Annotated in this window: 17 protein-coding genes; 10 read left to right on the forward strand and 7 right to left on the reverse strand. The window is 69.7% G+C overall.

Going from position 1 to position 23,713, the window contains the following annotated elements; genetic code table 11:
- Positions 1 to 5: 5 nt before the first annotated feature.
- The 3 genes from AC1DP3_RS02150 (at position 6) to AC1DP3_RS02160 (ending at position 4,924) form a co-directional block, all read left to right on the forward strand.
- The gene (locus AC1DP3_RS02150) at positions 6 to 425 is read left to right on the forward strand and encodes a MarR family winged helix-turn-helix transcriptional regulator (protein WP_477290838.1); all 420 of its coding nucleotides are present in this window, start codon (positions 6 to 8) and stop codon (positions 423 to 425) included.
- Entirely contained in the window at positions 422 to 2,266 is a 1,845-nt protein-coding gene (gene nhaA / locus AC1DP3_RS02155) for a Na+/H+ antiporter NhaA (RefSeq protein WP_477290840.1), read from the forward strand. The genes AC1DP3_RS02150 and nhaA overlap by 4 nt, the downstream gene beginning before the upstream one ends.
- A gap of 108 nt (positions 2,267 to 2,374) precedes the next feature.
- A complete protein-coding gene (locus AC1DP3_RS02160; protein ID WP_477290842.1) occupies positions 2,375 to 4,924 on the forward strand; it encodes an ATP-dependent Clp protease ATP-binding subunit in 2,550 nt (849 codons plus the stop codon).
- 109 nt (positions 4,925 to 5,033) lie between these two features.
- Here AC1DP3_RS02160 and AC1DP3_RS02165 read toward each other — a convergent pair whose 3' ends face one another.
- Both AC1DP3_RS02165 and AC1DP3_RS02170 read right to left on the reverse strand, forming a co-directional pair.
- A complete protein-coding gene (locus AC1DP3_RS02165; protein WP_477290844.1) occupies positions 5,034 to 5,756 on the reverse strand; it encodes a DUF72 domain-containing protein in 723 nt (240 codons plus the stop codon).
- 166 nt (positions 5,757 to 5,922) lie between these two features.
- On the reverse strand, positions 5,923 to 8,808 hold the full coding sequence (locus AC1DP3_RS02170) for a PxKF domain-containing protein (RefSeq protein ID WP_477290846.1): 2,886 nt from the start codon (positions 8,806 to 8,808) through the stop codon (positions 5,923 to 5,925).
- A gap of 204 nt (positions 8,809 to 9,012) precedes the next feature.
- Between AC1DP3_RS02170 and AC1DP3_RS02175 the strand changes: the two genes are divergently transcribed.
- Positions 9,013 to 10,530, forward strand: a complete 1,518-nt coding sequence (locus AC1DP3_RS02175; RefSeq protein WP_477290848.1) for an ATP-dependent DNA ligase — start codon at positions 9,013 to 9,015, stop codon at positions 10,528 to 10,530.
- A 12-nt stretch (positions 10,531 to 10,542) separates the two neighbouring features.
- Here AC1DP3_RS02175 and AC1DP3_RS02180 read toward each other — a convergent pair whose 3' ends face one another.
- A complete protein-coding gene (locus AC1DP3_RS02180; RefSeq protein WP_477290850.1) occupies positions 10,543 to 11,979 on the reverse strand; it encodes an MFS transporter in 1,437 nt (478 codons plus the stop codon).
- Positions 11,980 to 12,178: 199 nt separating this feature from the next.
- Here AC1DP3_RS02180 and AC1DP3_RS02185 point away from each other — a divergent pair, with 199 nt between their 5' ends.
- Together AC1DP3_RS02185 and AC1DP3_RS02190 are read left to right on the forward strand one after the other, a co-directional pair.
- Positions 12,179 to 13,201, forward strand: a complete 1,023-nt coding sequence (locus AC1DP3_RS02185) for a 1-aminocyclopropane-1-carboxylate deaminase (protein WP_477290852.1) — start codon at positions 12,179 to 12,181, stop codon at positions 13,199 to 13,201.
- A 56-nt stretch (positions 13,202 to 13,257) separates the two neighbouring features.
- Positions 13,258 to 13,638 carry a DoxX family protein gene (locus tag AC1DP3_RS02190; RefSeq protein WP_477290854.1) on the forward strand — a complete coding sequence of 127 codons (381 nt, stop codon included), beginning with the start codon at positions 13,258 to 13,260 and terminating at the stop codon, positions 13,636 to 13,638.
- A gap of 21 nt (positions 13,639 to 13,659) precedes the next feature.
- Here AC1DP3_RS02190 and AC1DP3_RS02195 read toward each other — a convergent pair whose 3' ends face one another.
- Positions 13,660 to 14,952 (reverse strand): DUF4921 family protein, encoded by a 1,293-nt coding sequence (locus AC1DP3_RS02195; RefSeq protein WP_477290856.1) that lies wholly within the window; start codon positions 14,950 to 14,952, stop codon positions 13,660 to 13,662.
- 14 nt (positions 14,953 to 14,966) lie between these two features.
- Between AC1DP3_RS02195 and AC1DP3_RS02200 the strand changes: the two genes are divergently transcribed.
- On the forward strand, positions 14,967 to 15,656 hold the full coding sequence (locus tag AC1DP3_RS02200) for an NAD-dependent deacylase (RefSeq protein WP_477290858.1): 690 nt from the start codon (positions 14,967 to 14,969) through the stop codon (positions 15,654 to 15,656).
- Positions 15,657 to 15,709: 53 nt separating this feature from the next.
- Here AC1DP3_RS02200 and AC1DP3_RS02205 read toward each other — a convergent pair whose 3' ends face one another.
- Entirely contained in the window at positions 15,710 to 17,080 is a 1,371-nt protein-coding gene (locus tag AC1DP3_RS02205) for an MFS transporter (protein WP_477290860.1), read from the reverse strand.
- A 217-nt stretch (positions 17,081 to 17,297) separates the two neighbouring features.
- Here AC1DP3_RS02205 and AC1DP3_RS02210 point away from each other — a divergent pair, with 217 nt between their 5' ends.
- Together AC1DP3_RS02210 and AC1DP3_RS02215 are read left to right on the forward strand one after the other, a co-directional pair.
- Positions 17,298 to 18,689 (forward strand): FAD-binding oxidoreductase, encoded by a 1,392-nt coding sequence (locus AC1DP3_RS02210; RefSeq protein WP_477290862.1) that lies wholly within the window; start codon positions 17,298 to 17,300, stop codon positions 18,687 to 18,689.
- A complete protein-coding gene (locus AC1DP3_RS02215) occupies positions 18,689 to 19,507 on the forward strand; it encodes an alpha/beta fold hydrolase (protein WP_477290864.1) in 819 nt (272 codons plus the stop codon). The genes AC1DP3_RS02210 and AC1DP3_RS02215 overlap by 1 nt, the downstream gene beginning before the upstream one ends.
- A gap of 17 nt (positions 19,508 to 19,524) precedes the next feature.
- Here the strand turns inward: AC1DP3_RS02215 and AC1DP3_RS02220 are convergent, their stop codons facing one another.
- Together AC1DP3_RS02220 and AC1DP3_RS02225 are read right to left on the reverse strand one after the other, a co-directional pair.
- Positions 19,525 to 20,172, reverse strand: a complete 648-nt coding sequence (locus AC1DP3_RS02220; RefSeq protein WP_477290866.1) for a response regulator — start codon at positions 20,170 to 20,172, stop codon at positions 19,525 to 19,527.
- Positions 20,169 to 21,797 carry a sensor histidine kinase gene (locus AC1DP3_RS02225; protein ID WP_477290868.1) on the reverse strand — a complete coding sequence of 543 codons (1,629 nt, stop codon included), beginning with the start codon at positions 21,795 to 21,797 and terminating at the stop codon, positions 20,169 to 20,171. The genes AC1DP3_RS02220 and AC1DP3_RS02225 overlap by 4 nt, the downstream gene beginning before the upstream one ends.
- A gap of 185 nt (positions 21,798 to 21,982) precedes the next feature.
- On the opposite strand from AC1DP3_RS02225, the gene AC1DP3_RS02230 reads away from it, so the two are divergent.
- Positions 21,983 to 23,515: a CitMHS family transporter gene (locus AC1DP3_RS02230; protein ID WP_477290870.1), complete on the forward strand. Its 1,533-nt coding sequence runs from the start codon at positions 21,983 to 21,985 to the stop codon at positions 23,513 to 23,515.
- The last annotated feature ends 198 nt before the right edge of the window (positions 23,516 to 23,713 follow it).

Below are 23,713 nucleotides of genomic sequence, written 5' to 3' on the forward strand. Positions count from 1 at the left end.
GGGTCATGCCCGAGCGTCCGCCCTTCAGCCCCGTCATCGCGCTGCTCACCGTCTCGAGCGTGTGGGACGCGAAGCTGACCGCGGGCCTGAAGGATCTCGGCCTGACCACCCGCAAGTACGGTCTGCTCGCGCACATCCGGGCGACGCCGGGCATCTCGTTCTCCGAGCTCGCGCGCCGCTCGCAGATCACCGTCCAGACGGCCCACACCGCCGTGCGGGCACTGCAGGACGATGGGCTGGTCGAAGACGCCACCGCCCAGGCCGGCGCGGCATCCGATCTTCGCGCGACCGAGAAAGGACAGGCCGCGCTTGTCGAGGCGGACGCCCGGCTCGCCGAGCTCGACTCGGGGTTCGCAGGGGGCGCACCCGCCCTGACCGCGGCGCTCCAGGGCCTGCACGAAGAGCCGTTCGGCGAGCAGGCGTGAGCGAAACCCGCCTGCGGGCGACCCGGCCGAGTCCGCGGCCGAGACGGCCACTCGACCGTGACCGGCTCGCCGCGACCCTCATGCTGGTCGGCGCCGCCATCGCGATGGTCTGGGCCAATTCCCCGTGGGGCACCGGGTACGAGGAGTTCTGGTCGCTTCCGATCGCCTTCTCGGCCGGCGACCTCAGCGTCTCGTTCCCGCTTCACGCTGTCGTGAACGAGGGCCTCATGACCCTGTTCTTCTTCCTCGTGGGGCTCGAGGTCAAGCGCGAGCTCACGATCGGCGAGCTGACCGACCGCTCGCGCGCGGTCGTCCCCATGGCGGCCGCGCTGGCAGGCCTCATCATCCCTGCGCTCATCTTCGTGCTCTTCAACCTCACGAGCGGCGAAGCGGATGCGTGGGGCGTCGTCATCTCGACCGACACCGCCTTCCTGCTCGGCGCCCTCGCCCTCATCGGCCCGAAGTACCCGTCCCGCCTGCGGATCTTCCTGCTGACGCTCGCCGTCGTCGACGACATCGGCGCCCTCCTCGCCATCGGCGTCTTCTACAACGCCGGGATCGACCCGGTGCCGTTCATCGCGGCGATCGTGATCATGGCCCTGCTCGCGGCGGTGCGCTTCCTGCCCGCCGGGCGGGGCATCGCCTACGTCGGTCTCGGCGCCGCGCTGTGGGTGGCGGTGCTGCTGTCGGGCATCCATCCCACCCTCGCGGGTGTCGCCGTCGCCCTTCTCATCCCCGTGTTCCCGCCGCGGAGAGGCGATGTCGAGCGCACCGCCACGCTCACGCAGGCCTTCCGAGAGTCGCCCAACCCGGCGTACGCCGCCGCCGTCACCCGGAGCCTCCGCGATTCGCTGTCGATCAATGAACGAGTGGATGCCGCCTGGCGGCCGTACATCTCGTTCGGCGTGCTCCCGATCTTCGCCTTCGCCAACGCCGGCGTGCGCCTCGATGCCGAGACGGTCCGGGATGCCGTCACCTCCCCGGTCGCGTGGGGCATCGTCGTGGCGCTGATGGTGGGCAAGTTCGTCGGCATCACCGGAGCGACGGCTCTCGTGCGCGCGCTGGGCCGAGGGCAGCTGGCGCCCGGGCTCGGGCTCAACCGCATCGCGGGCGGCGGTGCGCTCTCGGGCATCGGGTTCACCATCTCGCTCTTCCTCGTGCCCATCGCGATCTCGGACCCCGAGACGCAGAACATCGCGCGTGTCGCGGTGCTGACAGCATCCGTCCTCGCGTTCTTCGCAGGCTGGGGCATGCTCGTCGTCGGCGACCGGGTGTGGCCGCCGCGCCCGGTCGGTGCGATGCTCGCGCGTCCGTTCGACGCTCCCCGCGACCATTTCCGGGGGAGTGCGGCGGCCCCTCACGAGATCGTGGAGTACGGCGACTTCGAGTGCCCGTTCTGCAGCCGTGCGACCGGCTCGATCGATGCGGTGCTCGAGCACTTCGGAGAATCGACGGTGCGGTGGGTGTGGCGGCATCTGCCGCTCGACGGGCCGCACCCCCACGCGCAGGAGGCGGCCCAGGCGGCGGAGGCGGCCGCGCTGCAGGGCCGGTTCATCGACATGGCGCAGGTGCTCTTCGCCAACCAGGATCGGCTCGAGGCAGCGGACCTCTGCATGTACGCGGCCGACCTGGGGCTCGACCCTGAGCGGTTCATGGAGGACTTCCAATCCCCTCGCGTGCTGCGCCGCATCCACGACGATCGCCTGGATGCCGAGCTCATGGACCTCGCCAGCACCCCGACCTTCTTCGTCAACGGAAGGCGGCACGTCGGACCGTACGACTCCGCCAGCCTCATCCGGGCGCTCGAGAAGACAGCATCCGCCCGCGAGGGGCTCTCGTAGAAGACCACCCGTCGCCCGGGAATATCCGTTTCGGCGGATCCGTTGACCTTGATACGGCTCGACTCAACTTTGTCGGGACACTGATCGAGAATCACGGAGACCACGGGAATGCCCGAAGACTTCACCCCTTTCACCGGTGACGGAGACGCCGCCGGCTCGTTCGACGAGTTCATCGCACGGTACCTCGCCGGTGAGCGCGCTCGCGCGGAGCGGTCGATAGACCTCACCCGGTTCCTGAGCGCGCGAACGCAGGACGTGCTGCAGCGCGCCGGGCGCTTCGCCCTCGGACGCGGGCAGCACGAGCTGGATGCCCTGCATCTGCTGCACGTGCTGGTCGAGCAGGAGCCGGTGCGCGATGCTGTGCGCCGCATCGGCGCGGACCCCGGCGCGATCGCTCAGGCAGCGGAGCAGCGGCTTCCGTCCGCGTCGGCCGCGGCCGAGGCTGAAGGCGCTGTGGTGACGGCATCCGTCACCCGCGCGCTCTTCCACTCCTTCCAGGTCGCCCGCTCATCGGGCTCGACCTACATCGACCCCGAGCACCTGTTCTTCGCGATCGTGCTGTCGCAGGACACTCCGGCGGGCAAGATCCTCGCCGACGCCGGCGTGACGGCGGAGGCCCTCACCGGTGCCGTGCGCGAAACGGTGACCCCCGGCGCCGCACCGACCTCCGACGACGGGCAGGCCGAGGCGCAGACCCCGATGCTCGACACCTTCGGCACCGACCTCACCGCTCTTGCCGCGGACGGACGGCTCGACCCGGTCATCGGCCGCAGTGACGAGATCGAGCAGACGATCGAGATCCTGAGTCGCCGCACCAAGAACAACCCTGTGCTGGTCGGCGAGGCGGGTGTCGGCAAGACCGCGATCGTCGAGGGGCTCGCCCAGGCGATCGCCGCCGGTGCCGTCCCCGAGCAGCTGCTCGGCAAGCGCGTCGTGTCGCTCGACCTCGCGGCCATGCTCGCGGGCACCCGGTATCGCGGCGACTTCGAAGAGCGCCTCACCAAGACGATCGACGAGGTCGCCGCGCTCGAGGGCAGCATGATCCTCTTCATCGACGAGGTGCACACCGTCGTCGGCGCCGGCGGAGGCGGCGAGGGCGCGATGGATGCCGGAAACATCCTGAAGCCCCGCCTGGCGCGCGGCGATCTGCACCTGGTGGGTGCGACCACGCTCAAGGAGTACCGCACGATCGAGAAGGACCCGGCGCTCGAGCGCCGCTTCCAGCCGGTCAAGGTGGGCGAGCCCTCGATCGAGGACTCCGTCCTGATCCTGCACGGGCTCAAGTCCGCCTACGAGGAGCACCACGGACTGGAATACACGGATGCCGCGCTTCGCGCCGCGGTGGAGCTCAGCGACCGGTACCTGACGGAGCGGGTGCTGCCCGACAAGGCGATCGACCTCATCGACCAGGCGGGCGCGCGGCTGCGGCTCAAGCTCGGCGCACTCGTGGACGTCACGGCGCTCGTCGAGCGGCTGGCGACCCTCGAAGCCGACAAGAACGCCGCCGTCTCGGCCGAGCACTACGAGGAGGCCTCGCGGATCCGCGATCAGATCGCGGAGGTGCAGGCGAAGCTCGATGAGGCGACGCGCGGCGGAACCGCCGGCCCGTCCCCGATCGTGGACGAAGCCGAGATCGCCGCCGTGATCAGCCGTGCCACCGGCATCCCTGTCAACCGCCTCACCGAGACCGAGCGCGAGCGCCTCGCCTCGCTGGAGGACGAGCTGCATGCCCGGGTCATCGGACAGGACGACGCGGTGACCGCTGTCGCGAAAGCCGTGCGCCGCAACCGCACCGGCATGGGCGACGCCCACCGGCCCGTCGGATCGTTCCTGTTCCTCGGCCCCACGGGCGTCGGCAAGACCGAGCTCGCCAAGGCCCTGGCCCAGTCGCTGTTCGATGACGGCGACGTCATCCGGTTCGACATGAGCGAGTTCGGCGAGCGGCACACCGTGTCACGTCTCGTCGGTGCTCCTCCCGGATACGTCGGGTACGACGAAGCGGGACAGCTGACCGAGCGCGTCCGCCGGAACCCCTACGCCGTGGTGCTCTTCGACGAGATCGAGAAGGCCCACCCCGACGTCTTCAACCTGCTGCTGCAGGTGCTGGACGACGGGCGCCTCACGGATGGCCAGGGTCGGACGGTGGACTTCCGCAACACGGTCATCATCATGACCTCGAACCTCGGAAGCGAGTTCCTCGCGTCGCGTTCGGGTGCCATCGGCTTCCTCGCCGACGGCGGCGGGGCGACGGGCTTCGGCAGCGAGAAGGACCTTCGAGACCGCGTGTTCGGCAAGCTGCGCGAGGCGATGCGTCCCGAGTTCCTCAACCGGATCGACGAGATCGTGCTCTTCCGCAAGCTGGAGAAGGCGCAGCTGCGCGAGATCGTTCGCCTCGTTCTCGACCAGACGGCCGCGCGGCTGGCGAAGCGCGAGGTCTCGATCGACGTGACGGATGCCGCGACGGACTGGCTCGCCGAGCACGGGTACGAGCCCGAGTACGGAGCGCGGCCGCTGCGCCGCCTGGTGCAGCGGGAGGTCGACGACCGCATCGCCGAGCTCTTCGTCGACGGCCGCCTGGCCGACGGGGGAGTCGTCACGGTGGATGCCGCCGGCGACGAGCTGCTCGTCCGGTCCGAGGCGTTCGCAACCGCCGCGTAACCCCGCCGCCTCGGACGCGAGCCGATACATCCGGCGCGAGCCGATACGGAGCATCCGTATCGGCTCGCGTCATTCGTATCGGCTCGCGATCGTAGGGTTCGGACGGGGGTCAGGCGTGCAGCATCCGCTTCAGAGTGCGGGCGTTGCGCACGGCATTGCCGCCTCCGTCGTTGTTGAAGTACGCGTAGGCGTGGTGGCCTGAGCGCTCCCATTCCCGGATCCGCTCAGCCCACCACGCCATGTCGGCGTCGGAGTACGAGCCGCCGTAGAGGTGGTCCGCGTCGGGCCCGTGCAGCCGCACGTAAACGAGGTCGGCCGTCGCCCGCAGGATGCACGGCAGCTTCGCCCCGCTCATGACGCAGTACGCCGCCCCGTGACGCTCGAGGAGTGCGAAGACCTCGTCGTGTGTCCACGACGGATGCCGGAACTCCACGACCGGACGTGTCCAGCCCGGCAGGGCGCCGAGGAACCAGTCCAGGCGGTCGTCGTCCCGCTCCATCGACGGGGGAAGCTGCACGATGAGCGGGCCGCGGCGCTCGCGCAGGGCATGGAGTCCTCGCGTCATGCGTTCGATCCACTCCTCGGGCTGGTGCAGCTTGCGGGCATGGGTGAGGCCGCGCGGCGCCTTGACGGTCATCTCGAAGCCCTCGGGCAGGCGCTGCCGCCATGAGGCGAAGCGCGAATCGGGTGGCCATCGGTAGAAGCTCGCGTTGAGCTCGACGGTGTCGAACTCGCGCTGATAGATGTCGAGCCACTGGCCTTGGGGTGCGCTCGCGTAGAGCGTGCCCCGCCAGTGCGTGTAGCTCCAGCCGGACGTTCCGATGCGGACCATGCCGCTATCGTGCGGGCGCCGGTCGCGCGGTCGTAAGGGCTTGCCTGGGCGCCCGAGTGGGGCTAGCTGCCGGATCCGCCCACCGGAGGGCGACCGCAGACGTCCGGGCCGAAGCCCCGGCCTGCTCCAGGCGGAACGGGAGCGGCCGGCGCTCTGCGGCCGTTCGTCACTTCGTCTTGAAGAGCGCCGTCAGCTGCGATCCGTCAGCCGTGGTCAGCGTCACGCGGTAGCACTGGCCCGCGGTCTTGGGCGTCTGCCAGTTCTGGACCCACTGCTTGCCCGTGTCGTCGTACCGGAGCGATGTGCCGCCGGTCGTCAGGAACAGGTCGTCGCTCGCCATCGCACCCGACGCGCATGTGATGGTGCTCGCGACGAACTTCGCCTTCAGCATCGTGGTGCTCGTGATCTCGGTCGCGCCTGCGAACGCGTTGAACTTCAGCGGAACGGTCGAGCCGCCCTTCACGATGTTCTGGACCTCGTTGCCGTTCACGATCATGTCGACCGGCTTGTAGAAGCCCTGGAGCGACCACTTCGCGATCTGGAAGGCAGCCGATCCCTCGTTCGGTGCGTGGTTCGCATCACCGGGGAAGGTGGCCGTGGCGGTCGCCGGACCCACGGCGACGTTGTCCGCGTAGGCGAGAGGCGCGACCGACCGGTCGAGCATCGGGCCCGTCACGCGGGCCGTGCACGGCTCGAGGGCGAAACCTGTGAACACGACCGAGGCCGGGCAGGTCACTGTGACGGTGGACGGCGCCTTGTCGATGGTGAAGGTGCGGGCCGCCGTGCTGCCCTCGTGGTTGGCGTCGCCGGGGTAGCCGGCAGCCGCGTGTGCGATCCCGGCGTCCGTGTTGTTCGAGTACGTCACCTCGACAGGCAGGTCGTCGAGGCCCGCTCCGGACGCTGTCGCGGTGCACGCCGCCAGCGGGTTGCCCGTATAGGTCACCGCGGCGCACTCGAGCAGGACGGACGTTGCAGCCCTGTCGATGTGGAAGCCGCCGATCCCGCTGCTTCCGACGTGGTTCGCGTCCCCATCCCACGAGGCCGAGGAAGTCGCGTCGCCCGCATCCGTGTTGTTCTCGTACGCGACATCGACAGTGAAGTCGTCAAGGCCCGGTGACGAGACTGTCGCGGTGCACGGTGTCAGTGGCCGGCCGGTGTAGACGACGGGAGAGTCGCACTTCACGAGGAGGGAGGACGACGCCTGGTCGATGTGGAAGCCGCCGTTCGCGGTGCTTCCGACGTGGTTGTCGTCGCCGGTCCACGTGGCCGACGCCGCCGCGTCGCCGGCGTCCGTGTTGTCGCTGTAGGACGCGTCGAGCGGGAAGTCGGGGAGCCCGACGGTCGAGACGGTCGCGGTGCACGGGGTGTGCGCCAGGCCTGTGTAGACGACCCTCGTCGGACACTCGAGCCTGATCGACGACGAGGCCTTCTCCACCACGAACGTGCCTTCGGCACTGCTGGACTCATGGTTGGCGTCACCTGGGTAGCTCGCCGCCACGTGGGCCGTTCCCGCGTTCAGGTTGCCGGTGTAGGCGGGGGTGGGGTTCGCCGACAGAGCGCCGGCACCGGTCGTCGTGGCGGTGCACGGCGTCTGGGCGGATCCGCTGTAGGGGACGGACGCGGGGCAGACCAGCTTCGTCGTGGACGGCGCCTTCGTGATCTCGAAGGGCGTGGACGCCTCGCTGGGCTTGTGGTCGCCGTCACCGGGGTAGGAGGCCGACGCATGCGCCGTTCCGGCGTTGGTGTTGTCGCTGTACGTGACTTCCAGCTCTTGCGAGAGTCCTCCGACGCCTGCGACCGTCGCCGTGCACGTCTGGTGCGGCTCGCCGTCATAGACAGCGGACGCGCACTGAAGCGAGATCGACGACGCAGCCTGGCCGATGGCGATCTGGGCTGTCCCCGATTGCGAGGCGTAGTTCTGGTACTGGAAAGCCCATGCGGCCTGGCCGCCCGGAACGGCGGTGAAAGCGGCTCCGAGGTCCAGTCCCGCGCTGAGGTCGGCACCGCCGAGACCGGTGCACACACCGCCTGCTCCATGGGCGACGCCGTCGTATTCACCCGCGAAGCCCCTGACAGAGCACTGGGCGGTCGCCGGAGAGATGGCGAAACCCGCCTGGCCGGTCGAGCCGACGTGGTTGGCGTCACCCGCGAAGGTCGCGATCGCGGTCGCCGTTCCGGCATTCGTGTTCTCGGTGTGCGTCACGGCGACGGCCTGGGACAGCCCGCCCACCCCGATCGTCTGAGCCGTGCAGGGTGTCTGCGCCGAACCCGTGTACGGCACGGACCCGGGGCAGGTGACGGTCGTCGATGACGGCGCCCTGGTGATGGAGAAGCTGGCACTGTTGCTCGAGGCGTTATGGGTCGCGTCGCCGGGGTACGACGCCGAGGCCGTCACGGTGCCCGCGTCGATGTTGTCCGAGTACGTGACGGGAAGCGATTGCGAGAGGTTCGCCCCCTGGACGCTCGCCGTGCACGGTGTCCGTGCGGCTCCGGTGAAGACCACCGACGAGGTGCACGTTACCGTCGTGGCGGTGTCGGTCTTGACGGGCGCGCAGCTGCCGACACTCCAGGACACCGGCAGAGTGATGGACTGCGTCAGGCCTGCCGTCCCGTTGGCCTTCGTCTCGACGGCGGTCAGGGTCACCTGACCACCCACGGGGCTTGCGGCTACCGGCGTCAGCGTGACGAGAACGTCCACGGACGGCGATCGCGTGTTGTTCGGGACGGTGTTCCAGTTGCCGGGAAGGGTTATCGCCGCACTTACCCGTGAGGCGTTGAGCACGCCGGTGGCGGGTGAACCGCTGATCGTGATGGTGCTTCCGGCCTGGAAGACGTTGCCGTTGCCGGCATGCCGGATCTGGACCTGAAGCTCCCGTGTCGCGGTTGTTCCGCAGGGTACGAGGTTGAAGTCGATCGTCGGGTTGTTGGCGACGACCACGACATCGCCTCGGACTTCGATGGTGTCCGCCGCGTAAGCCGAACCGCCCACGCCGACAAGTAGGGCCGTGGCGATGACGGCGACGAAAGACAGCAGAGCAGGACGAAGCTTCATTGTTTCCCCAGGGACGCTCGGGTAGAGGTGCCGAGGCCAACCCCACACTGCGGCCTCGGCGAGCACACGCTAACTGGCACACTCCCCGTTTGCCGAGCGGATTCTCAAAATGACCGGGAAATCGGCGCTCACGCGTCCTTCCCTTCGTATTCCGGCTATCGGTGTGCCGGTGTGACTGTCCGAGGAGAGTGGGAGAATTCCAGGATGCTGCTCGCCGAACTGGTCGAGACCGTCGACGCGGTTGCGGCCACCCGTTCGAGGCTCGCGAAGGTCGATGCCCTCGCCCGTGCGCTCGCGCGACTCGAAGCCCATGAGATCACTCCGGCGGTCGGATTCCTGACGGCCAGTCCCCGGCAGGGAAGGATCGGTGTCGGATGGCGCACCTTGGGCGCGCTGGATGCCCGGCACGCCGACCAGCCGACACTTACGGTGGGCGACCTCGACCAGGCGCTCGCGGTCATCGCCGCCGCATCCGGTGCGGGTTCCGTCGACGCGCGGACCACGGTCCTTACCGGCCTGGCCCAACGCGCCACCGCCGCGGAATGGGACTTCGTGCGCCGCGTGATCCTCGGAGAGCTGCGCACCGGCGCGCTGGAGGGCGTCCTCCTGGACGCGATCGCACGGGCCGCCGACCGGCCGCCGGACTCGGTCCGTCGCGCGGCGATGCTCTCGGGCGACCTGGGCGAGACCGCGCTGCTCGCGCTCACGGGAAGCGCTGCCGAACTCGAAGAGGTGGGCCTCGTCGTCGGACGGGGGGTCATGCCGATGCTGGCGTCCACGGCGCCGTCGGCGGCTGAAGCGGTCGCGGCGCTGGGCGAGGCATCTGTCGAATACAAGCTCGACGGCGCCCGCATCCAGGTGCACCGGCAGGGCGACGACGTGCGGATCTTCACCCGCAGCCTCGCTGAGATCACGCATCGGCTGCCCGAGGTCGTCGAGGTGGTCCGGAGCATGCCGGTGACCGCGGTCATCCTCGACGGCGAGACGCTGGCGCTCGACGAGAACGACGCGCCCCGACCGTTTCAAGACACGATGGCGCGCTTCGGTGCGGAAGGGGAGCGCGAGACCGTCCTGCACCCGTGGTTCTTCGACGTGCTGCACGTCGACGGACGCGATCTCATCGATGAGCCGCTGCGGGTGCGGCGGGACGAGCTCGGACGAATCGCTCCGGCCTACCGCATTCCGGGCGAGGTGACCTCCGATCCGGCCGTGGCCGAGCGCGTGGCGTCCGACGCCCTCGCCGCGGGCCAGGAGGGAGTGGTGGTGAAGGGGATCGAGTCGCTCTACGCCGCCGGGCGACGGGGGGCGAGCTGGATCAAGGTCAAGCCGGTGCACACCTTCGACCTCGTCGTGCTCGCCGCGGAGTGGGGCTATGGGCGTCGGCAGGGCTGGCTGTCGAACCTGCATCTCGGCGCTCGCGACGAGACGGGCGAGTTCGGCGGCGGGTGGGTCATGGTCGGCAAGACCTTCAAGGGCCTCACCGACGCCCTCCTCACCTGGCAGACCGAGCGCTTCCGAGAGCTGGCCGTGCGCGAGACGCCCGGCACCGTCTGGCTGCCCCCCGAGATCGTGGTCGAGATCGGGATCGACGGCGTGCAGCGGTCGACGCGCTATCCGGGCGGTCTTGCCCTGCGGTTCGCACGGGTCAAGCGGTATCGCGACGACAAACGGCCTGCCGAAGCCGACACCATTCAGACGCTCCGCGCGATGCTGCGGGGGTGAGTCCGCGCTCCGCTATCCCGCGTCGCTGCGCGCCTCGGTCGGCTCCGCCTCACGCTCGGCGATCTGGACGGGCGGAATGAAGGCGCAGGCGACGAGCATGAGCAGCGCCGCACCCACGACCCCGACGAAGACGGCGATCGTTCCGGACTGGATGGCATCCGGCACCGCGGGGCCGCCGTTGGCGGCGATGAGGGTGTTCGCGATCGCGCCGAAGAGGGCGACGCCCACCGCACTGCCGATCGACCGCGCGAGCATGTTCGTGCCCGAGACGACCCCCCGGCGGCGCATCTCCACCGAGGATTGGGCGGCGATGAGGGCGGGAGCGGCGACGAGCCCGAGCCCGAGGCCGACGACGAAGCATCCGAGCGCCGTGAGGGGAATCGACGGAGACAGGGCGAACACGACGAGCATGCCGGCGCCGACGATCGCCAGCACGCTGCCGATCAGGGTCGTCGCCCGGAAGCCGATCCGCAGGTAGAAGCGGCCGGCGACGGCGGCTGAGATGGGCCAGCCGAGCGTCAGGGCGGCGACGGCCAAGCCCGCGGCGAGCGGAACGGCACCCGTTGTGGACTGCAGGAAGGTCGGCACGAAAGAGACGAGGCCGATGAGCACGACACCCACGAGCAGTCCGACGACCGAGGTCGTCACCACGATGCGGGTCGAGAAGACCCACGGCGCGAGGATCGGGTCTTCGGCGCGGCGCTCGACGAGGGCGAAGACGACGAGAAGCACGGCGCCGAGGCCGAACGCCGTGACGCTCTGCCACGAGCCCCATGCCCACGCGTTCCCGCCCTCGAGGAGTGCGAGGACGAGGAGCACCAGTGCCGCCGTCAGCAGGACGGCGCCCGCGTAGTCGATGCGGCGGCGGTGGCGCTCGAACGGCTGGCGGTAGTTGCGCCACAGCATCCACAGGGCGAGCAGGCACAGCGGGACGTTGATCCAGAAGATCCACCGCCACGAGAGGAACTGCGAGAAGAGACCGCCGATGGTGGGCCCTGCGACGGACGCGATCGCCCAGACGCTCGCGAGGTAGCCCTGCGTCTTCGCCCGCTCGCGCACGGTGTAGATGTCGCCGGCGACGGTCATGGTCGTCGGCATGATGGCACCGGCGCCGAGGCCCTGCACCGCACGGAACGCGATGAGCGCACCCATGCTCCACGCGGATGCGCACAGCACCGAGCCCACGAGGAACAGCACGATGCCGGCGTACAGGACCGGGCGCCGCCCGATCGTGTCGCTGAGTTTCGCGAACACCGGCACGGACGCGGCCTGCGCGAGCGTGTACACCGAGAAGAGCCACGGGAACGATTCGAACCCGCCGAACTCCTCGACGATCGTCGGCACCGCAGTGGCGAGGACGGTCGCATCGATCGCGATGAGGAATGTCGACAGCATCAGGGCGAGGAGGATCGGTCCGCGCTCCGAGCGCAGCCCTACGCCGTCCGCCATCCGCTCACCTCGCCCGGGACTCGACCCCCACCGACTCGACCAGCCAACCACAGTGGCAAGGGGTGAGGGCCGCCGGCGAGCAGGTGAGGAAAGTCAGGGGCTTCGGGCATGTCGGCGACCTGCGCGTCGATCTGCCACACATGCTGACAGCATCCGGAACCGTCCTGACCGCGCACGACCACTCGAACCAGGAGCCCGCATGACCCTCGCCGACTTCCCCCGTCATCCGCTGACCTTCGGTCCGAGCCCGATCCACCCCCTCGATCGCCTGACCGCACACCTCGGCGGCGCGCGCATCTGGGCCAAGCGCGAGGACGTCTCGAGCGGCCTCGCCTTCGGCGGCAACAAGGTGCGCAAGCTCGAGTACCTCGTCCCCGAGGCGCTGGCCGAGGGCGCCGACACGCTGGTATCGATCGGCGGCGTGCAGTCCAACCACACCCGCCAGGTCGCCGCGGTCGCGGCGCACCTCGGCCTCAAGGCCGTGCTCGTGCAGGAGCACTGGGTGAACTGGCCGGACGCCGTGAACGACCGCGTCGGCAACATCCTGCTCTCGAGGGTCATGGGCGCCGACGTCAGGCTGTCACCGGCAGGCTTCGGCATCGGATTCAAAGACTCCTGGAAGGACGCCATCGCCGAGGTCGAGGCATCCGGCGGCCGCCCCTATGCCATCCCGGCCGGCGCGAGCGATCACCGCCTCGGCGGACTCGGCTTCGCCAACTGGGCGCACGAGGTGAAGGCGCAGGAGGAGCAGCTCGGAGTCTTCTTCGACACGATCGTCGTCTGCACGGTCACGGGCTCGACCCACGCGGGCATGATCGCAGGCTTCGCCGACCTCCTCGAGAACTTCGGCGACCGCCCCCGCCGCGTGATCGGGATCGACGCCTCAGCGACCATCGACACCACCCGTGACCAGGTCGCCCGCATCGCCCGCCGCACCGCCGACCTCATCGGCGTCGGCCGCGACCTTCGCGACGACGAGATCACCGTGCTCGAGGGCTGGGCGGGCGACGAGTACGGCATCCCGGTGCAATCGACTGACGAGGCGATCTACCTCACCGGCCGCCTCGAGGGCGTCATCCTCGACCCCGTCTACGAGGGCAAGTCGATGGCGGGACTCATCGACCTTGTGGCCTCGGGCGACATCGCGAAGGAGTCCACCGTGCTCTACGCGCACCTCGGCGGTCAGCCGGCGATCAACGCCTACAGCGGCCGGTATCACTGACCAGGTCGGGCGGCAACGACTTCATCGGGACGCGATCGTCCGGTTTGATGAGGAGCATGCGCACAACACTGCGATGGCTTCTCGCCGGGGCGATGGTCTTCGCCGGAGTCAGCCACCTGTTCTGGGGTCGCCGCGAGTTCCAGAAGCAGGTGCCCGGCTGGGCGACCGAGGTCGTTCCGATCGACAGGGACGGCATCGTCGTGGCGTCGGGGGTGGTGGAGGTCATGCTCGGCGCGGCCCTCGTAGCGCTTCCGAAGGAGCGTCGGCGCGTCGGCGCGATCCTCGCCGCGTTCTTCGTCGCGGTGTTCCCCGGCAACATCGATCAGTGGCTGGCGCGCCGAAATGGATTCGGGCTCGACACCGACGCCAAGCGACTGGTTCGGCTGTTCTTCCAGCCCGCCCTCGTGGCCGCGGCGCTCTGGTCGACGCGCGACTGAACGGCGGCGGCACCCGTCGGGTCAGTCGGCGTAGCCCAGCTGCGCGTCCTCCGGGCGGCACTCATCACCGATCCGGATGCCCTCCGCGAGGATGCCGTCGCTGCGGAGTCGCCCAAGATCGTCCACCGCGCGGCGCCGCAGCTCCCACGGGTCGATCGTGTTGACGTGAATCTTGGTGCCACCCTCGAATCCCGCAGGGTTGGAGATCCGCCACTTGAGCACGATCCTCCAGGGCATCGGCCAGGGCGCTCCAGGCGGCCGGTAGTGCCACTCCTCGTTGGTGGGAACGTGCACCCCCGTGGCGGCGTGCAGCGCGTGCACGAGATCCGAGACCGCCCGAACCTCGGCGGCGGAATGCTCCTGGGGAAGGTTCGCCCCCGACCTCGAGTACACCTCGAAGGCCGGGTAGCGGTGCCCCACCCCCGCGAAGGCGACGGCGCCTTCGTTCGCGGCGACGATGAGGCCCTTCTCCACGGCGAGGTCGGCGATCGCATGCTGGTACAGATGACGGTCGGACGCGAGGAGGCGCAGCTCGTGGTCGACCTGCGGGCCGTGCTCATCGACGGCGACGAGCTGCTTGTGCAGGTGCTCGAATGACGCGCCGGCGGCGCGGAGCCAGTTCTGGAAGACCGCGACGTAGGCGGCGTGCGGCTGCGCCTTCGCGATCTCTTCGAGGGAACGCACCGTGAACGCGAAGTACTCGGCATGCTCGCGGGGCGTCAGGACCCCGGACGACACGAGCTGATCGTCCGTCTCGGCGCCGTCGATGACGTGCCGGCGCGCGACCACCACGTCGTGCGAGCCGCCGACCAGGTCCAGCGCCGCCTCTTCCACGCTCTGACGGACTCCGGATGCCGTCATCCGGATCTCTGCGAGCCGTTCGATGTGCTCGCGCCCCGCCGGATCCTGGAGGTAGTCCCGGGCCCACGCGACGACCGTGCCGGGCTGGCGGAAGCCGTGGTTCTCACGCCAGTACTCGGCCGACACGATCTCGAAGAGATTGCCGAAGCGGCGGAACTGGGCTGTCGTATCGAACAGCTCCGAGGCCGGGACCCGGCGGAGCTCCATGAAGTCCGGGCCGACGAGCCGCGCCTTCTCGGGCGTGGCCTCGAGATAGCGGCCCTCGCAGAAGGCGCAGAGGCGCTTCTCATCGCCGGGCACGAGCACCCGCACTTCGTCGCGTGGGGCGGCGAGCGGCCGATTCGCCCGTCCGGGCACCGTCCACACCCTCGTGCCGGTCAGGGGACCGATCTGCTTGACGGTCCCGTCCGGCAGGCGGGTCAGTGGTGTCTTCCCGGACGCGGCGTCGCTCACGTCACAATGGTGCCATGCGCATCGTGGTGCTCACGGGAGCCGGCATCTCGGCGGAGAGCGGCGTGCCCACATTCCGTGACGCGGGGGGCCTCTGGGAAGGACATCGCGTCGAGGACGTCGCGACCCCGGAGGGCTTCGAGGCGGACCCTGACCTGGTGCTGCGCTTCTACGACGAGCGGCGACGGGCCGCGGCATCCGTCGAGCCGAATGCGGCGCACCGCGCGCTGGCCCGGCTGGAGGGCGCGGTCGGCGGCGAGCTCCTGGTCGTGACGCAGAACGTCGACGACCTGCACGAGCGCGCGGGCAGCCGCCACCTCATCCACATGCACGGCGAGCTGCGGCGGGCGCTGTGCACCGCGTGCGGCGCGCGGCCGGCGTGGACCGGCGGCCTCATCGACCGCCCACCCTGTCCTTCGTGCGGAGAGCGGATGCTGCGCCCCGACGTCGTGTGGTTCGGCGAGCTTCCCTACGACCTCGACCGCATAGAGCAGGCGGTCGTCGCGTGCGACGTGTTCGTCTCGATCGGAACGTCCGGGGCCGTGTACCCAGCCGCCGGCTATGTGGCGCTCGCGGCGGCCTTCGGGGCGCGCACCGTCGAGCTCAACCTCGTGCCGAGCGAGGGGATCGTGCCGTTCGATGAGGTGCGCGCCGGCCGCGCCACCGAGATCGTGCCTGCCTGGGTCGACGAGATCCTCACCGGCTGACAGCACAGGGCCGCCCGGCCCGGAAGGACGAGGCGGCCCGTGAGACGCGAGGATCAGGCCCGGGCGGCGACCTCGTCAGCAGCGAGCTTCTCTTCATCGAGCCGGTCGAGGTCGTGCAGCGACGAGCCCTTCGTCTCGCGCAGCGAGATGACCGCGATGAGGGTGATGCCCGCTGCGATGGCGAGGTAGATCGCGACCGGGATGTACGAGCCGTAGGTCGCCAGCAGCGCCGTGGCGATGATGGGCGCGAGCGACCCTGCGACGATCGACGTCACCTGGTAGCCCAGGGAGACCCCCGAGTAGCGCATGCGGGTCGGGAACATCTCGGACATGATGGCCGGCTGCGGCGCATACATGAATGCGTGGATGAACAGGCCGAGCGAGATGGCGGCGACGATGGTCAGCGGGTTCTTCGTATCGAACATCGGGAAGGCGACGAAGCCCCAGCCGGCGGCGAGCACGGTGCCGATCGCGTAGACGGGCTTGCGGCCGATCCGGTCGGTCAGGCCTCCGATGAGCGGGATGACGATCGCGTGGACGATGTGCGCGATGGCGACGAGCCCCAGGATCTCTGCCGTGTTCACCTCGAGCTTGACGGCGAGATACGTGATCGAGAACGTCACGACGAGGTAGTACATGATGTTCTCGGCGAAGCGCAGACCCATCGCGGTGAGCACGCCGCGGGGGTAGCGGCGGACGACCTCGAAGACGCCGTAGCGAAGCCGCTTCGACTCCTCGACCTCCTTCTGCACCTGGAGGAAGATCGGCGCGTCGGTGACGCGGGTGCGGACGTAGTAGCCGATGGCGACGATCACGACCGACAGCCAGAATCCGATGCGCCACCCCCACGCGAGGAACTGCTCCTCGGTGAGCGTGCGGCTGAGAATGAGGAGCACGACGGTCGCTGTCAGGTTGCCGAGCGGAACGGCCGCCTGCGGCCAGGATGCCCAGAATCCCCTGGTCTTCTCGGGGGAGTGCTCCGAGACGAGGAGGATCGCGCCGCCCCACTCGCCGCCGACCGCGAATCCCTGCGCGAAGCGCAGAGCAACGAGCAGCGCGGGCGCCCAGTAGCCGATCGCGTCGAAGGTGGGCAGGCATCCCATCAGGAAGGTCGCGACACCGACGAGGATGATCGCCAGCTGAAGCAGCCGCTTGCGTCCGTATTTGTCGCCGAAGTGACCGAAGACGATGCCGCCGAGCGGGCGCGCGATGAATCCGACGGCGTACGTGACGAACGCCGCGATGATCGGGGCGTACGGGTCTTCCGACGGCGGGAACATGATCTTGTTGAAGACGAGGGTTGCCGCCGTCGCGTAGAGGAAGAACTCGTACCATTCGACGACGGTGCCCGCCATCGATGCGGCGACGACTCGTCTCAGGCTGGACTGCTGCACCGGTGGCTCGGTGGTCTTGGTGGATGCCATGCGCTGGATACCTCCTTGTAAAGCGCGGACGCGGCCGGGGGATGCCGTCTGCCGACAATACCTGACGGAGGATTCAGGTTTCAACCCATTGATGGTCGCGAAGCGATGCGGCATCATGCCTGCGGCAGTGCGAGCCTGGTGCAGGCCGCGAAGCACGACGCGCACCGGCGATCCGGAGGGAAGCACGACGGGCCCCGTGTCGTAGCATCAGAGCGCCATGAACGCCGCCGCCGCCGTCGCCGAACTCCTCTCCGCGCTTCCCGAGGGGACGGTCGACCTCGATCTCGCGACGCGGGAGCGCTGCAGCCATGATGACGCGGAGTGGGCCGAGTTCGGCATCCCCTCGGCTGTCGTGTTCGCGACATCGACTGAGGATGTCGCCGCGACCGTTCGCATCGCCGCCGAGCACGGCGTCCCCGTGGTTCCGCGGGGAGCCGGCACGGGCCTCTCGGGCGGTGCGAACGCCAGCGAGGGCTGCGTCGTGCTCTCGCTCGAGCGGATGACGGCGGTGCTGCGCGTCGACGTCGATGAGCGGTATGCGGTCGTGCAGGCCGGCGTGCTCAATGACGACCTGCGCCGTCACGTCGCCGAGGTCGGCCTCTGGTACCCGCCCGACCCGGCGAGCCAGGCCATCTCGACGATCGGCGGCAATGTCGCAACGAACGCGGGCGGGATCTGCTGCGTCAAGTACGGCGTCACGCGGGATTACGTCCTGGCGCTCACTGTCGTCCTCGCCGACGGACGCATCGCGCGTGTCGGACGTACGACGGCGAAGGGTGTGACCGGGTACGACCTCACGTCGCTGTTCGTCGGCTCCGAGGGGACCCTCGGCATCGTCGTCGAGGTGACGGTGAAGCTCCTTCCGCTCGGCGGGCGCGAAGAGCGTGCGATCGTCGGCTATTTCGCTTCGCTGACGGATGCCGGTCGCGCGGTGGCCGCCGTCTCAGGCGCCGGCATCATCCCGTCCGCCCTCGAGCTCATCGACCGCACCTGTCTCCATGCAGTGGCGGAGTGGCAGGGCTGGGATCTCCCCGAGGGAGCCCAGGCGCTGCTGCTGGCCAAGGTCGACGAGCCGGGGGCGAGGGGTGAGGAGCTCGCGGGCCGCATGGCCGAGCACTTCCTCGCCGCCGGCGGGGCCGAGGTGGAGCATGCGACCGATCCCGCCGAGGTCGCGCGCCTCTTCGCCGCCCGCCGCCTCGCCTACCCGGCGCTGGAGCGACTGGGGCCCGTGCTGACCGAAGATGTCTGCGTGCCCCGCAGCGCCGTGCCCGAGATGCTCGCCCGCATCGAGCGGGCCGCGGCCGACGAAGGCATCGTGATCGCCAACATCGCCCACGCCGGCGACGGCAACCTGCATCCGCTGATCATCGCGCCCGAGGGCGACGACGATGCCAAAGGCCGCGCCAAGCGGGCCTTCGACCGCATCGTCGACGACTGCCGGGCACTCGGAGGAACCGTCACCGGCGAGCACGGCGTGGGACTGCTCAAGCTCCCCGGTGCCGCCGAAGAGCTGAGCCCGGTGGTTCTCGACCTGCATTCGTCGATCAAGCAGGCGCTCGACCCGCGCGGCATCCTGAACCCCGGCAAAGCCTTCCCGAACGGAGCATGATGGCCTCTCTCACCGCCCACGACGGCGTCCGCCTCGACTACACCGAGTACGGCGATCCCATGGGGCGGCCCGTGGTGCTCCTGGCGGGATTCAAGGCCCTCGCGAGCAGCTGGCTGTACCAGGTGAAGCCGCTCGCGGCCGCCGGATACCGCGTGATCGTGGTCGATCTGCGCGGGCATGGGGCGAGCGATCGGCCGGCGTCGGGCGTCGACATGGAGGTGCGCGGGAAGGACGTGAACGAAGTGCTCGAGGCGCTCGACCTGCGCGACGCCGTCCTCGTCGGCGGTTCGATGGGCGGCAACACGATCTGGTCGTACGTCCGGCAGTTCGGCTCCTCGCGGATCGGCGCCATCGTGATCGTCGATCAGACGCCGAAGATGCTCAACACCGACGACTGGTCCCACGGCTTCTACGGGTACGACGCCTCCAATATCGACACCTACTTCGCGTCCGCGATCCCCGAGACGGGCAAGGGCACGCCCATCGCGAAGCGCGGTATGCGGCTCGTGCGGTTCCTGCGTGCGATGAAGGGTGTCGACCCGAAGATGACACCCGGCGAGCTGGCACTGCTGAACGACCACGCGAAGGCCGATTGGCGAGCCGTCATCCGGGGCGCCGAGGTGCCGGTGCTCTTCGTGGCCGGAGGCGACAGCGAGCTGTGGCCGTCGAGCCATGCCGAGGCCGCCGCGGCTCTCGCGCCCCAGGGTCGCGCCGTCGTCATCCCGAAGGACGGACACGGGGCGAACATGGAGCAGCCGAAGGCCTTCAATGCGGCGATGCTCGGCTTCCTCGCCGAGGTCGCTCCGGCCGCCCGCTGAGCCCGCGGCCGAAGACTCTACTTCTGCCGGTAGCGGTGCTCCGGGCGCCCGGTGCTGCCGTAGCGCAGCTTCACCTCGATCATGCCGCGCGCCGCAAGGGCAGCGAGATGTCGCTGCGCCGTCGCGCGCGAGACGCCCGCCCGGTCGGCGACGTCGCTCGCGGAGGCGTCCTCGTCGCCGAGCGACTCCAGGATCAGCTGCTCGGTGGCCGACCGCGAGAGCGAGGGGGCCTCGCCGCCGTGCAGGATCGACAGCGCCCGGTCGAGCTCCGCCTGGCTGAGCGTCTTATCGCCCGAGACCAGATTGCGGAACCTGGCGTACCGGTCGAGGAGATCGCCGAGGGCCCGCGCTTCGAAGGGCTTGATGAGGTAGCCGAAGGCGCCGGCCCGGAGCGCCCGGCGGATCGTGGGCGAGTCGCCCGCGGCCGAGAGCATGACGGCATCCCGCTCGCTCTCGCGGATCAGACCCACCCCGTCGCCATCGGGCAGATAGGCATCGACGAGGAGGAGGTCGGGGTCGCCCTCGCGGATGGCGGCTCGCGCGCGGCCGAGCGAGCCCACCGGCTCGAGCGCGGTGAAGCCGGGGCGGCTCGCGACGATGTCGCGGTGGAGCCCGGCGACGCGGAAGTCGTCGTCGACCACGAGAACCCGGATGCCTGCGCTCACGGTTCTGTCCCTTCTGCGAGGGGGGACATGACCCCCGGAAGCCGCGCGCCGAAGACGGCGCCGCCGTCGTCGCGCTTCATCTCGATGACCCACACATCGCCGCCGCGGCGGCGGGCGAGCTCGCGCGCGAGGCGCAGACCCAGTCCGCGACCGTGCACGGCATCCGGAGGCGGTTCGGCGCCGGCGGCGGCCGCGAACACGTCCCGCCCGTCCTCGATGCCGGGGCCGGAGTCGGCGACCGTCACGACCAGCGCGTCGCCGTCGTCGAGCAGCGCCACCTCGACCTCACGGGGCTGGTCTCCGCGCACGGCCGCTGTGAACGCGTTGTCGAGCAGATTCCCCACCACGGCTGCGACGTCCTCCGCCCCGACGAGCGTGCCGTGCAGCAGCGTGTCGTCCGCGATGTGCAGGGCCACCCCGCGCTCGCCGGCTTCCATCGCCTTCGCCCCCAGGAACGACTGGAGGAGAGGATCCTCCACGCGCTCGAGCCCGTCGACCGGAAAGTCCACCGGCCCCCGGCCGAGCTGCTCGGCGAGGAACGCCCGCGCCTCGTCCGGACGCTCCGCGTCGATGAGGCCTGTGGCGACGTGCAGCCGGTTGGCGAACTCGTGCCGCTGCACGCGGAGCGCGCTGGTCATCGCGCGCACGGTCTCAAGGCGCTCGGCGAGGGCGATGAGGTCCGTGCGGTCGCGGAGGATGAGGACGTCCCCCAACGTGCGTCCGTCGTGCACGACCGCGTGGGAGTCCAGATACAGCACCCGGTCACCCACGACGATTCCGTCTTGAGCCGTGCGCTCCGCGACGGCGTGGAGGACCTCCGGGGGCACCCCGAGCTGGTCGAGCCGCCGGCCGACCGGAGCGTCGAGGCCCAGCATCCGCTCGGCCCGCTCATTGCAGACCCGGACGACCCCGGCATCGTCGAGGGCGATCACACCATCGCCCACGCCGTCCAGCACCGCCGCCTGATTCTGCACGAGCCCGACGAGCTCTTCGGGCTGCAGGCCCAGGGTCAGCCGCTCCCAGCGGCGCCGGAGAAGCAGCGCGGCCAGCGCTCCGATGGCGAGTGCGGCTGCGGCCGCCACCACGATGCCGACGACGACGGCGGGCAGATCGTCGAAGACGCTGGCCCGCGCGAAGCCGACGCTCACCTCGCCGACGGGGGAGCCGCCGCCCGTGGGATTCACCGGCACCTTGGCTCGCGCCGACTCGCCGAGCGTCCCGGTCTCCCACTCCACGACCTCGTCGCCCGCGAGCGCCTCGGCGAAGCTCGTGCTGACGACCTCGCCGAGCCGCTGCGGATCGGGGTGCGCCAATCGGATGCCGTGATCGTCGGTGATGACGACGAACAGGGCATCTGTGCGCGCCATGACTGCGGTGGCCAGGGTCTGCAGCTCGCCGTCGCGGAGCCTCCCGGCATCCGGGGTCCCGGGATCGGCGGAGTACTGCGCGACCAGTCTGCGGACGTCATCGTCCTCGGCGACCGTCCGGGCGATGTTGAGAGCGGATGCCCCGGCTTCGGCGCGCAGCTGCTGGATGGCGAGGAACGCGAAGACCGCTGTGCACACAGCCACGACCGCGACGACGGTGGCGAGCTGAAGGACGAGAACCCTGGTCGCGAACCGCACGGGGCCTCCTCACCTCGTCAGCGTCGTTCAGCGCCGTGCCCCTCCGAAACTCCGTGAGCACAATGCGCTGAACCAACCGTACGCGCAGAACCCGCGGCAATGCGACATAGCGCGCGCCGTGCGCGGATGCCTGAAAGCATCGCTGGATCGCACACCACGCGGGTGTGGAAGACGAAGGAGTCGAGATGCAACCGATAGCACTCCCTTGGGCGGCCGCGGCCGACGAGGGGTACAACCTGGCGTTCGCGCCCTCCGAGGCGATCCTCGTGATCCTCGGATTCACGATGATCCTCACGTTCATGGCGCTCATCATGACCAGGCGCCTGACGCCGATGGTGGCGCTCATCCTGGTGCCGACGATCTTCGGCCTGTTCGCCGGAGCCGGCCTCGGACTGGGCGACATGATCATCGACTCGATCGGCACGATGGCCCCGACGGCCGCGCTGCTCATGTTCGCGATCATGTACTTCGGCATCATGATCGACGTGGGTCTGTTCGACCCGCTCATCCGCTTCATCACGCGCCTGCTCGGCGATGACCCCGCCAAGGTGGTTCTCGGCACGGCCCTGCTCGCGGGGGCGGTCTCGCTCGACGGCGACGGCTCGACGACGTTCATCATCACGACCTCGGCGATGCTGCCGATCTACCTGCGCCTCGGCATGAGCCCCGTCGTCCTCACCTGTGTCGCGGGACTCATGAACGGCACGCTGAACATCGTGCCGTGGGGCGGGCCGACGGTCCGCGCGGCTACAGCGCTCGGGCTCGAGACGACCGACATCTTCGTGCCGATGCTTCCCTCGCTCGCCGCCGGTCTCGCCGTCTCGCTGACTTTCGCGTGGATGCTGGGACTCGGCGAGCGCCGCCGGATCGGCACGATCGACACGTCGCGTCTGGACGGCGACGGCTTCTCGAAGGGGCTGCAGGCGCCGAAGATCTTCCGCGGGAGCGACGGAAAGCCGGGCGCCCGTGCGACGCTGCGGACCGGCAACCTCGTGACCGTCGCCGGCGCGCGCACCGCGGTGCTGGCTTCGGACCTCCCCGACGCCGCCGACACGGCGATGGCGGACACCATGCTCGACCCCAACCGTCCGACCCTGCGGCCGAAGCTCATCTGGTTCAACCTCATCCTCACGGTCGCGGTGATGGTGCTCCTCGTGCTCGACCTGTTCCCGCTGCCGTACGTGTTCATGGTCGGCGCCGCGGTCGCACTCGTGGTGAACTTCCCGAAGATCAAGAGCCAGGCCGACGAGATCGTCGCCCACGCGCCGAGCATCGTGGGCGTCGTCTCGATGGTGCTCGCGGCGGGCGTGCTGGTCGGCGTGCTCAACGGCACCGGCATGGTCGACGCGATGGCGAACTGGATCACCACCGTGATCCCCGCGTCGCTGGGCCCGTACCTGGCCGTGATCACCGGCATCCTCTCGATCCCGTTCACGTTCTTCATGTCGAACGACGCGTTCTACTTCGGCATCCTCCCGATCCTCGCCGAGAGCGCCTCGGCGTACGGGATCGCACCGGTGGAGATGGCGCGTGCGTCGATCACGGGCCAGCCCGTCCACCTGCAGAGCCCGCTCGTCCCGGCGATCCTGCTGCTCGTCTCGCTGGCGAGCGTGAACCTCGGCGACCACCACAAGAAGGTCCTGTGGCGCGCGGCGATCGTCTCGCTGGTGATGCTCGCCGTCGGCGTGCTGGTGGGCTCCATCCCGTTCGCCGCCTGAGGCCGCGCCGCCGGAACCGGCTCAGGCCGACCGCGGCACACACACCCGCGAAGACGAAGCTCCCCGGATCGATCGATCCGGGGAGCTTCGTCGTGTGTGGGCGCCCCCGCGCCCACCGGCGCCGAGACGGGGGGTATCGCCGAGACAGGGCTGCTTGCGACCCGGTCTCGGCGCAAGCCCCTGTTTCGGCAGATCACC

The sequence above is a fragment of the Microbacterium sp. P5_B6 genome (genome assembly GCF_056400345.1).